This window comes from Bacillus sp. SH5-2 (assembly GCF_008368905.1).
Classification (GTDB): domain Bacteria; phylum Bacillota; class Bacilli; order Bacillales; family Bacillaceae_G; genus Bacillus_A; species Bacillus_A luti.
The window spans coordinates 72378-84260 of the sequence record NZ_QOSD01000025.1 but is presented as its reverse complement, the minus strand read 5'-3'; the positions used below and the strand labels follow the sequence as shown (position 1 = coordinate 84260).

At 37.1% G+C, this 11883-nt stretch carries 11 protein-coding genes; 3 read left to right on the top strand and 8 right to left on the bottom strand.

Annotated features, from left to right (window positions below; all coding sequences use genetic code 11):
* Positions 1-70 precede the first annotated feature (70 nt).
* From accA to dnaE, 5 genes are all read right to left on the bottom strand, one after another.
* On the bottom strand, positions 71-1045 hold the full coding sequence (gene accA, locus DN410_RS21965) for an acetyl-CoA carboxylase carboxyl transferase subunit alpha (RefSeq protein WP_000818792.1): 975 nt from the start codon (positions 1043-1045) through the stop codon (positions 71-73).
* Positions 1033-1902: an acetyl-CoA carboxylase, carboxyltransferase subunit beta gene (accD, locus tag DN410_RS21960; RefSeq protein ID WP_071710384.1), complete on the bottom strand. Its 870-nt coding sequence runs from the start codon at positions 1900-1902 to the stop codon at positions 1033-1035. Before accD ends, accA begins: the two co-directional genes overlap by 13 nt.
* Positions 1903-2087: 185 nt before the next feature.
* Positions 2088-2732: a FadR/GntR family transcriptional regulator gene (locus DN410_RS21955; protein ID WP_149178053.1), complete on the bottom strand. Its 645-nt coding sequence runs from the start codon at positions 2730-2732 to the stop codon at positions 2088-2090.
* A 14-nt stretch (positions 2733-2746) separates the two neighbouring features.
* Positions 2747-3955: an NADP-dependent malic enzyme gene (ystJ, locus tag DN410_RS21950; protein ID WP_179958635.1), complete on the bottom strand. Its 1209-nt coding sequence runs from the start codon at positions 3953-3955 to the stop codon at positions 2747-2749.
* Between the two features lie 133 nt (positions 3956-4088).
* On the bottom strand, positions 4089-7415 hold the full coding sequence (dnaE, locus tag DN410_RS21945) for a DNA polymerase III subunit alpha (protein WP_149178051.1): 3327 nt from the start codon (positions 7413-7415) through the stop codon (positions 4089-4091).
* Positions 7416-7457: 42 nt separating this feature from the next.
* Here dnaE and DN410_RS21940 point away from each other — a divergent pair, with 42 nt between their 5' ends.
* Entirely contained in the window at positions 7458-7871 is a 414-nt protein-coding gene (locus DN410_RS21940) for a YtrH family sporulation protein (protein WP_002019462.1), read from the top strand.
* Complete coding sequence (gene ytrI, locus DN410_RS21935) at positions 7868-8371, top strand: sporulation membrane protein YtrI (protein ID WP_149178050.1); 504 nt, start codon at positions 7868-7870, stop codon at positions 8369-8371. The genes DN410_RS21940 and ytrI overlap by 4 nt, the downstream gene beginning before the upstream one ends.
* Before the next feature lie 51 nt (positions 8372-8422).
* Here the strand turns inward: ytrI and DN410_RS21930 are convergent, their stop codons facing one another.
* Positions 8423-9355 (bottom strand): DHH family phosphoesterase, encoded by a 933-nt coding sequence (locus DN410_RS21930; RefSeq protein WP_218947477.1) that lies wholly within the window; start codon positions 9353-9355, stop codon positions 8423-8425.
* Positions 9356-9595: 240 nt separating this feature from the next.
* On the opposite strand from DN410_RS21930, the gene DN410_RS21920 reads away from it, so the two are divergent.
* Positions 9596-9901: a YtpI family protein gene (locus tag DN410_RS21920; RefSeq protein WP_001144781.1), complete on the top strand. Its 306-nt coding sequence runs from the start codon at positions 9596-9598 to the stop codon at positions 9899-9901.
* A gap of 7 nt (positions 9902-9908) precedes the next feature.
* On the opposite strand, the gene DN410_RS21915 is transcribed toward DN410_RS21920, so the two are convergent.
* Both DN410_RS21915 and DN410_RS21910 read right to left on the bottom strand, forming a co-directional pair.
* Entirely contained in the window at positions 9909-10172 is a 264-nt protein-coding gene (locus DN410_RS21915) for a DUF3949 domain-containing protein (RefSeq protein ID WP_149178047.1), read from the bottom strand.
* 222 nt (positions 10173-10394) lie between these two features.
* Positions 10395-11708 carry a CBS domain-containing protein gene (locus tag DN410_RS21910; RefSeq protein WP_098545481.1) on the bottom strand — a complete coding sequence of 438 codons (1314 nt, stop codon included), beginning with the start codon at positions 11706-11708 and terminating at the stop codon, positions 10395-10397.
* Positions 11709-11883 lie beyond the last annotated feature (175 nt).

Below are 11883 nucleotides of genomic sequence, written 5' to 3'. Positions count from 1 at the left end.
AATTACAATGGAGAAGATGTGTCTTTTCATAATAAAAACGTGCATTCGCGAAGTGGAACGCACGCTTTTCTTATTTTATCCAAATGGAAGCGTTTGAAAACGAAACTTGCCCAATTTTCATATATTTTTCATAACGTTTTTCGATTAATTCATCTTTCGAAATTCCGTTTAATTGTTCAAAAGTTTTTCTAATCATTAAGTCGATATTTTCCGACTGTTTCAAAATATTACGGTGTGCGCCACCTTTTGCTTCTGGAATAATTTCGTCAATTACACCTAATTCTTTCAGATCTGCCGCTGTAATTCTCATCGCTTCTGCAGCTTCCTTCGCCTTTCCTGCATCTTTCCAAAGAATTGCCGCTGCGCCCTCTGGTGTAATGACAGAATAAGTGGAATTTTCTAGCATATGAATGTAATCTCCTACTCCAAGACCTAGCGCACCACCACTACCTCCTTCACCGATAACGATACAAATAACAGGTACCGTTAAACCTGCCATTTCAAATAGGTTGCGGGCGATAGCTTCACTTTGACCACGTTCTTCAGCAGCTTTACCAGGATAAGCTCCTTTCGTATCAATAAAACAAATAATTGGACGATTAAACTTCTCCGCTTGCTTCATGAGACGCAGTGCTTTTCGATAACCTTCTGGATGAGGCATCCCAAAATTACGACGAATATTTTCTTTCGTATCTTTTCCGCGTTGATGCCCAATTACAGTTACAGGCATCCCCTTATATTTCGCAATGCCGCCGACAATCGCTGCATCATCACCAAATAGGCGATCTCCATGACATTCAAAAAAATCAGTAAATAAGTGCTCAATATAATCGAGCGTTGTCGGTCTTTCTGCATGACGAGCAATTTGAACACGGTCCCATACTTTCATATTGCCGTATATATCTTCCTCTAAATTTTCTAGCTTGTCTTCCAAAATACGAATCTCCTCACTGAAGTCCATCTGGCTGTTTTTCGTATAGTCTTTCAGTTCACGAATCTTATTTCTTAGCTCAACAACCGGTTTCTCAAATTCTAGCTCTGCCATACAGCCATTTCCCCTCCTTGATGAACTTCTAAAATCTTGCGAAGTGATTCCCTCATATCATCACGATGCACAACCGCATCTAATTGACCATGGTCTAATAAGAATTCTGCCGTTTGGAAGTCCTCCGGTAGTTTCTCACGCACGGTTTGTTCAATTACACGTCTACCGGCAAATCCGATAAGTGCGCCTGGTTCTGCAAGATTATAATCACCAAGTGAAGCGAAACTCGCTGAAACCCCGCCCGTCGTTGGATGAGTCATAACAGAAATAAATAATCCTCCTGCATTACTATGCTTTTTCAAAGCTACGCTTGTTTTTGCCATTTGCATTAAACTTAATATCCCTTCTTGCATACGGGCACCACCCGAAGCAGTAAAGATAATAAATGGAACTTGTAAGTCGTATGCCTTTTCAACCGCACGGGCAATTTTTTCTCCTACTACAGAGCCCATGCTCCCCATTCGAAAACGAGAATCCATTACTGCAACAACAACAAGCATGTCATCAATTGTTCCTTCACCAGTTACAACCGCTTCGTTTAATTCAGTCTTCTTACGATCGCTCTCTAATTTCTCCTCATATCCAGGAAACTCGAGTGGATTTAATGAAACCATTTCTTTGTCATACTCACGGAATGACCCCTCGTCCAATATACTATCAAGACGTTCCCATGCATTCATAGGATGATGATATCCACAGTTCACACATACTTTTAAATTTTTTAAAAGCTCTTTCGTATACATGATTTTTTTACATTTCGGACATTTTGTCATAACGCCATCAGGTACATCTTTCCGTACTTGTTCTGAAGGTATTGCAGCGTACTTTTTCTTTTTCACGAATAAATCTCTTAGCACAATTTGACCCCCTTCGTTGAGAGCTAAGGTTAGCGTAAGAAGAAAATGGGGCTAACACCAAAGTTTGATGTTAGCCTTATCTTCTCAATCTGTCTAATAACCTCTCTCTTTACGTTTAACTTTAACCGCTATGCGGTAGAATGTTTGTCATAACGTGTCATGGTCATTTCGACAAATTTTATACATTACGAGTGAAACTGTATATTCTCTACTAATTCATCGTAAATTTTTAGTGCATCATTTTCTTGTTTTTCTTCCAAAGTCGCATAAAGCTTTCTATACAAATCGATAGAGTCTCCTGAAACCTCACAAGAAAGAGTTGCTACATAATCATTTACGATCATCCAAATGCGATATAGTAAATAATTATCGACTTGTTCAATAAGTGTTTTAAAGAATGTTTGATGAAGCGTTGGAATTGAGCTTTCATTTTCTTCAAGTACTTGATCTAATTTCCTTAGTACTTTAGAAAACGTTTCTTTCGGTAAATTACATACAATTCGAATCATATCTTTTTCAAGCAATCGTTTTGTTTGCAATAAATCACGAATTGTCTTCTCATCTTGCAATAAAAATGGAGCGATTAATTGTACAAGACCGTTATCGTAAAAGTTTCGAATAAACGTCCCTTCACCACGTCTCGTTTCAATTAACCCTACAAGTTCTAGAGCACGCAATGCTTCTCTTACAGAGGAGCGTCCAACGTTTAAGCGTGAACTTAACTCACGCTCAGACGGCAAACGATCCCCCGCTACCAATCCATCCTCTTCCATAATAGAACGGATTTTTTTTACAATTTCGAGATATACTTTTGTATTTGATGATGTCAATGGAAATTCCTCGCTTATTCTTTACCAATCAGCGCTAATTGTTTTGTTTTCTCAGCGATCTCATTTGGATCTACTTGACGGCGAGCTACTCCTGTCTCCATTGCAGCTTTCGCAACATAAGCCGCTACTTGAGGCGCTACACGCGCGTCAAACGGTGCTGGAATGATATAATCTGCATTTAACTCAGCTTCTGCTACAAGCTCTGCAATGGCCTGTACAGCTGCCATCTTCATTTCTTCGTTAATTTGTGTCGCATGTACATCAAGTGCTCCGCGGAAAATACCAGGGAACGCTAGTACATTATTTACTTGGTTCGGGAAGTCAGAACGACCTGTTCCAACAACAGCTGCGCCCGCTGCTTTTGCCAATTCTGGCATAATTTCTGGAACCGGATTCGCCATTGCAAAAATAATTGCATCGTCATTCATTGTACGAACCATCTCTTCTGTTAATGCACCTTCTGCAGATACACCAATAAATACGTCCGCACCTTGTACAACATCAGCTAAAGAACCTTCAATACGATTCTTATTCGTATATTTTGCAACTTCATCCTTAACCGGATTCATACCTGCAGGACGACCTTCGTAGATCGCACCTTTACGGTCACACATAATAACGTCACGTACACCATAGCGATATAAAAGTTTAATAATTGCAATACCTGCTGCACCTGCGCCATTTGCAACAACTTTAATGTCAGACATTTTCTTTCCAACTAATTTCAGTGCGTTCACAAGACCCGCTACTGTTACGATAGCTGTTCCGTGTTGATCATCATGGAAGATAGGAATATTTGTTTCTTTTTTCAAACGTTCTTCGATAATGAAGCAGTTTGGTGCTGCGATATCTTCTAAGTTAACGCCGCCAAAAGTTGGCTCCATTAATTTTACAGTTTCAACAATTTTATCTACATCGTTTGTATTTAAGGCAATCGGGAATGCATCTACACCAGCAAAGCTCTTGAATAATACAGCTTTACCTTCCATTACTGGAAGAGATGCTTCAGGTCCAATGTTACCAAGACCAAGTACAGCCGTTCCATCAGTCACAACTGCTACCATATTTCCCTTCATCGTATATTCATATACCTTACTTTTATCGTCATAAATTTCTTTACAAGGCTCTGCAACCCCTGGAGAATATGCAAGACTTAAATCTTTTGCATTTTCTACTTTTACTTTTGATACCGTTTCTAATTTTCCTTGATGCACTTTATGCATGTGAAGTGCTTCTTCACGAAGTGTTGACAAACTATCCACTCTCCTCAAATTATTCTAGCTGATATCAATTTCTCCAAGTGGTCTGACCACGAACACTACTACTATAATAATCGAAGTGTAGGGAAATTGTCCATTATATTTTCACAACTACATTTTCTTCCCCGACAATTTCACGAAGTGCTCCTAAACATTCTTCACTTGGATGAATCGATAAACTTCGAGATAATTGTACCATTTTATGTTCCTTTTCATAATAAATTAGTACTTTCGCAAAACCTGAATAGTCAAACAATAGTTTTGTAACCTGATTTAAAAGCTTTTTCTCATACTGAGATGGCAATTTCACATAAACCGATGCGTCTTTCTTTTCTTCATAAGCATCCATTTCTTCTAACGGATAGAGTCCATTTACAATCCATTGTAGCTTATGATTCCTTAGCTCAATTATGCCGTCAACTAAAACAATTGCCCCTTCTTGTAACTTGTCTGAGAAATGTATATACGTTTCTGGGAAGAGAACCGCCTCCATTTCATCATTTTGATCACAGAATGTAATAAACGCCATCTTTTGCAACTTTTTCGTACGAATCACTCTCACACTTGTTATATACACGATAGCTCTTTGTACTTTTTTCTTATGTCGCATCGCCTGAGCAAGAGATGGAATTTCTAATTCTTTTCCTAACTTCACATACTGTGCTGTCGGATAACTTGATAAATAAAATCCAAGTGCTTCTTTTTCTTTATTTAATTGTTCAATAAAAGATAGCTCTTCTCCTTGTACGTATTTTGATTTTGGAACAGCATCTCCTAAATCACGTGCAAGATTAGCGTACTCTAATGCCCCTTTAAGACTTTTCCATAAGTTTGTTCTCGAAATACCAAAATCGTCGAAACATCCCGACCAGACGAATGCCTCTAAATTTCGCTCTGTTACAAACTTTGATGGCATACGAAGACAAAATTCAAATAAATCTTCGAACATTTTTTTCTCGCGTTCTTCAAGTAATGCCGTCACCGTAGCCATTCCGATATTTCGAATTGAGAGTAAACTGTAACGTATTGCATTCCCTTCTATCTGGAAGTTGTAACCACTTCTTTGAAGAGACGGTGGCAAAACGTGAAAACCTTTCCGCTTCGTTTCTCGTATATACTGCACAATCTTATCTTCATTTCCAATTGCACTTGATAATAATGCCGTCATAAATTCCAGCGTATAATTCGCCTTTAAGTAGGCGAGTTGATATCCAATCATACTGTAAGCTACAGCATGACTTCGGTTAAAACCGTAATTCGCAAATCTTACAATTAAGTCGTAAATTTTATTTGCAGATGTCTCTTCATAACCGTTTTTCAAACAACCTTGCACAAAATGCTTACGTTCCTGATCTAAAATGTCACGATTCTTTTTACTCACTGCACGGCGCAATAAATCTGCCTCTCCGAGCGAAAATCCAGCTAACTTCGAGGCAATTTGCATAATTTGTTCTTGGTATACAATTACACCGTATGTTCTTTCTAAAATCGGTTTTAAATCTGGATGTAAATATTCAATTTTTCTTTTTCCATGCTTCGATTCAATAAAGGTAGGAATTTGTTCCATAGGCCCTGGTCTGTATAACGAGTTAACAGCGACGATGTCTTCAAATTCATTCGGCTTTAACCCGCGAAGTACATTTCGCATACCACCTGATTCAAGTTGGAATACACCTGTTGTATCCCCTCTTCCTAGCAATTGAAACGTCTTTTCATCTTGAAGAGGTAACTTTCTTATATCAATTTGTTTCCCCGTTTTTTTCACGATAAACTTTATAATATTTTCAAGTAACGTTAAATTACGTAACCCTAAAAAGTCCATCTTGAGCAACCCAAGTTCTTCTAATGCATCGGCCGGATATTGTGTAACATACACATCGTTATGCCCTTCTTGAATCGCTACACTTCCCGTTAACGGTTCTTGACTCATAATAACGCCAGCTGCATGAATAGACGTATGACGCGGCAAGCCTTCTACACGCTTTGCAATCTCAAATACACGTTCATGCAAAAGATTTCCTTGAATAAACTCACGAAGCGATTGTGACTCTTCATAAGCATCTTTTAACGTTATACCAAGCTTTGATGGGATAAGTTTTGAAAATATGTCAATATCTCTCGGCGGCAGCCCCATTACACGTGCAATGTCTCTAATTGCCGCTTTCGCTGCAAGTGTACCAAACGTTACAATTTGCGCAACACGAAGCTGACCATATTTATCTTTCACATATCGAATCATCTCATCACGTCTTATATCCGGAAAATCGATATCAATATCTGGAAGTGTCACACGTTCGGGATTTAAAAATCTCTCAAATAATAAATCGTATTCAATCGGATCGATATCTGTAATTTCTAATACATACGAAACAAGTGAGCCAGCAGCTGATCCACGGCCTGGTCCTGTTAAAATATGATTTTCATGCGCATATTTCATAAAGTCCCATACGATAAGGAAATAATCACTAAATCCCATGCTAGAAATGACATTTAATTCATGATTCAAACGCGCTATATGCACGTCTTTCGGCGTACCATATCTTTTACGCATACCTTCTTCACAAACACGGCGCAAATACGTATCATTCGTTTCGTTAGATGGAACAGGAAATTTTGGTAATTGATTTACATGAAACGGTATTTCTACATTACAACGTTCTGCGATTTTTGCTGTATTATAAATGGCTTCTTCTGCTTGAGAAAATAGTGCTCCCATTTCATCTGATGACTTTAAATAATATTGATCTGTTTTCAGCCTCGGCCTATCTGGATCAGTCATTTTCGTTCCACTTTCAACAGATAATAAGCATTCATGAACAAGTGCATCGCTTTGATTGATATAACGTACATCATTTGTTGCAACGACTGGAATGTTTACCTTATTAATAAATTCAGGTAGCTTCTCTTGTAAAAGCAGCTCATCTTGAATCGCATGATGCTGCAAGCTTATATAAAAATCGCCAAACATATTTTGATATGTGCGAGCTACTTCTTCAGCCTGACTCTCTTTGTCTTCTAATAATAACTGTTCAATTTCCCCATCTTTCCCTGGTGAAATTGCAATTAGCCCTTTCGCATAATGCGCCAGCCACTTCTTCGGAATACCTTCTTTTGATTTCGTCATAATGCTACTAGAAATCTTTAATAAATTTTGATAGCCTATTTCATTTTCAGCAAGTAAGACAAGCGGATAAGACCTTTCTTCTTCTTCACTAAAAATAGAAGCTGTTAAGCCGATAATAGGCTGTATACCATTTTTCTTACATGCTTTATAAAATGGAATAACGCCATACATAACATTTTCATCCGTAATAGCCAGCGATGAAAAACCAAGCTCTTTTGCCCTGACTACAAGCTCATCAATTTTACAAGCACTTTTTAACAAACTAAAAACGGTTTGACATTGTAAATGCACAAACTTCACTGTTGTACCCTCTCTTTACCTATTTGACTACTTTTATTATAGGTGAAGAGGAAAGCGGAAATCAAAACATACTTCTTATACTTTGTCCATATATATGAAGAAGAAAGGGGAATGACGATGGATGTAAGAGAACATACTTTTTTCTCTCTGCTTATTATTAGTTATTTTATTGCCTTTGGGGTTATACTTGGCGGTTCATTAATTGGCGGATTTGGTGCATTTCTTATCGGAAAACCAGCTCTAACGTATATTAATCAATTTGCTCAAAATTTAAGAATTTGGGCACTTGTTGCAGCAATTGGCGGAACATTTGATACTTTTTATAGCTTTGAAAGAAGTTTTTTTGGCGGAGATATGAAAGATATCGTAAAACAAATTCTCCTTATTTTTTTCGCAACTGGTGGTATGCAAACTGGTCTTATTATTATTAAATGGCTAACGCAGGAACATGTATGAGAGTACCAAGTGCTAATACAGCTAAAAGATGGTATTTAGTTTTAGCTGGTGCTGCTGTTGGAGGCGTGTTGAGTTGGTTTGTTTTTTTGTACATATACGGTGTTTTTCAACAAGAACAAGCTAGTAAAATAGCACAGCAACGAGAAATTATAGAAAAGCAAGAAGCAAAACTCCACGTCCTTCTCGAAGATCAAGAGAAATTGAATACGGAAAATAAACGGCTCTTAACTATTCAAGAGATTAAAATAAAAATAATAAATCGAGAAAAATACGATTTAGACAACCTTACACTCGAAAATATGACTACATCTATCCATAATGATCTTCAACATCTTTTAACGAAAAACATACAAAGTATCGCAAAAAATAAAGACCTACTCAAAAAGGTAATCGAAAACAAGACGTACAAACATTACGATCGTATATATCGTTTTAAAGTCGATACAGTATCTTTTGATACTGTGCTTGAAATTAGCATTGCGATAGAGAAAGAAAAATAAAGAAGGAGGGCTTTAGCGCCACTCCTTCTTTTCGTTCTAACATATAATTTCTTATTTACAAATCTCACGTAAATCAGCAAACAGACGATCCGCTTCTTCCCAAGAAGATGCTTTTGCACCTGAAGCCATCGGATGCCCTCCGCCGTTATATTGCATTGCTAATTTATTAATAACTGGTCCTTTTGAACGAAGACGAACACGAATCACATCATTTTCCTCTAAAAACAGAACCCACGCCTTTAATCCATCAATATTACCAAGTGCTCCGACAACACCAGATGCTTCAGAAGGAAGTACATCGAACTCTTCTAATACTTCTTTCGTTAGCTTAATGTAAGCCGCTCCTTCTTCTACCATCGTAAAGTTTTGTAAAATATAACCGTTTAAACGAGCGATCTTTTCTTTCGTCTTATACATTTCATTGTATAAATCTGTGAATTTCACACCCATATCAACAAGCTCACTTACGTAACGAAGTGTTTTCGCTGTTGTATTCGGGAATAAGAAACGACCTGTATCTCCAACAATTCCTGCTAAAATAAGGCGTGCTGCTTCTTGTGTTATCTTTAATCCTTTATCTTTTCCATAACTGTAAAACTCATAAATCATTTCACTTGTAGAACTTGCTGTCGTATCTACCCACGTAATATCTCCGTACGGATCTTCATTTGGATGATGATCAATTTTAATTAACATCTTCCCTTTTGTATAGCGTTGATCGTCAACACGTTCTTGGTTTGCTGTATCACATACGATAACAAGTGCATTTTCATATACACTATCTTCAATATCGTCCATTACTCGTAAGTATGCTAGTGATGGTTCATTGTACCCAACCGTATAAATATTTTTCTCTGGAAACGATTCTTGCAGAATTGTACTAAGACCGCCCTGTGAACCTAATGCATCTGGATCCGGACGTACGTGACGATGAATAATAATCGTATCAAACTCTTTAATTGCTCCTAAAATTTGCTCATGCATATGTATAATCTCCTTTTTATTCAACTTCTTCACTTTAACGTGCAGCAAAAGCCCAATTGGTGCGGACTAATCATTAGCGCCTGGAAACATCCTCACACTAATAAAAGTTTCACTTTACCCTCCATTATAACGGAAAGTATTTCATACATGCGAACAATTGCTTTATAATAAAAGTTAGAAAGTTTAGATATTTCTTTTTTCTCCACTATTATTTTTCACAAAGCGATGGGAGTGTGCATTATGCCAGTATTAGTCTTCTGTATTATCGTCTCATTTATGTTGTACCTCTTCTACAAAACAAAATACTTTCGTACAAACCGCCCAATGGAGAAAGGTTGGCTCTCAGGAAAATCCGCAATGGCACTCGGTTCATTCGTCTTATTCTTCGGGATAAACCAATTCTTTTTAGAACTTTCAACTGCCCGTATGATCGTTGGTGTCTTATTCGTTCTATTTGGTAGCGCAAGTGCATTTAATGGATTTCGCCAATACAAACATTTCTTACCATTAGCAGTTAAAGAAGCAGAAGCTTATGAAGCAACGTAAAAAAGCATCAACATTGTGATGCTTTTTTACGTCCTCTAACTTTTAAAATCATATATGCAACAAAAGCAGAAGGTATATTAAATGGGTTCCCTTGTACGTGAAAATGTAATTGTTCTTCTTCAAAAGACATTTTTTCATATAGTTCTCGCTGAGATAATCCTGTTCGTTTCTTTTTTTCATTCAAACCTTGTAAGTATAAATATTGAAACGGTATCATCACAAGAAAGTAAAATAGTGCGATTCCACCAAAAAAGAGTACTTCTGATGACATATTGCATACCACCTTCCGAAAATCCATTTTCTTACAATATAATTATAACATAATATACAATTGAGATAAATTAATATTCTGTCTTTTCACACTACCTTCCCATTAATTTTTCCCCACTCCACCTTATACATATTCTACTGCGACTAAAACGTTTAATATTGTTTTCCAAACTTAAACTAACAAAAAAAGATAGAACAAATCAAAACGATTTGTTCTATCTTTTTATTTATCGATTAACTGCACCATAAGTAATGCTTTTCCAACAACATTACCTTCATGATGCACTTCTACATCAACCTTACCAAATTTACGCCCAATTTCTAATACTTTCGGATGAACGGATACAACATTATCAATTTGAACTGGCTTTACAAAATAAATCGTTAAGTTCTCAACAATTAAATCGCTCTTCTTTTGCGCACGAATAACGCGATTCGTTGCTTCCGTCACAATAGTTGCGAATACACCGTAAGATAGCGTTCCGATTGAATTCGTCATTTGTGGCGTCACTGAAAATTGATATAGATGCTCATTTTTTGCTTCTTTCGGCGTCATAAATTGGTTCGTTACAATGTCATCAATTGTTTCACCGACTTGTGGTTGACGCTGAATCATTTGCAGCGCCTGAAGTACATCCTGACGGCTAATAATACCTTGCAGTTTATTTCCTTCATCAACAACTGGAAGTAATTCAATGCCTTCCCACACCATCATACGCGCCGCAGCTGCGACAGACATTTTTCCATTTACCGTAATTGGATGCTTTGTCATTACTTTATCAATTGGTGTTTCTTTCGCAACACCAATCATATCCTTAGAAGTTACAATACCTAATACCTTTTTATTTTCATCAACAATCGGATATCTTCCGTGCATCGTCTCTTCGTTATACGCATGCCATTGCTGCACTGTATCATTTGGCTTTAAATATAACGTTTCTTCAATTGGCGTTAAAATATCTTCAACGAGTACAATTTCTTTCTTAATGAGCTGATCGTAAATCGCACGGTTAATTAACGTTGCAACTGTAAATGTATCGTAACTACTTGAAATAATCGGCAGTTTTAATTCATCTGCTAATTTCTTCACATGATCTTCCGTATCAAATCCACCCGTAATTAACACCGCTGCCCCAGCTTCTAGCGCTAATTGGTGTGCGTTCGTACGGTTACCGATAATAAGTAAATTCCCTGCTTCTGTATAGCGCATCATCGCTTCTAATTTCATAGCCCCGATTACGAATTTATTTAATGTTTTATGTAGCCCTTCTCTGCCACCAAGTACTTGACCATCGACAATGTTAACGACTTCTGCATATGTCAGTTTTTCGATATTTTCTTTCTTCTTTTGTTCAATTCGAATTGTTCCGACACGTTCAATTGTACTAACATATCCTTTATTTTCTGCATCTTTAATTGCACGGTAAGCTGTCCCTTCACTTACACTCAAATCTTTCGCAATTTGCCTTACAGAAATTTTATGCCCTACCGGCAGGCTATTAATATGTTCTAAAATTTGGTTATGTTTGGTAGCCAAATGGTTTCACCATACTTTCTTTTCCCTAAATTCTTCATGTGTTGTAGTTTCAGTATACTATATTTTCAAAACTGTTACACTCTCTCTTTATATATCTGTACTATTTTTTTTATAACAAAATGACCCTTACATTCCACTAGTCACTCTATTACAACAATGTAATGCTATTGTCATC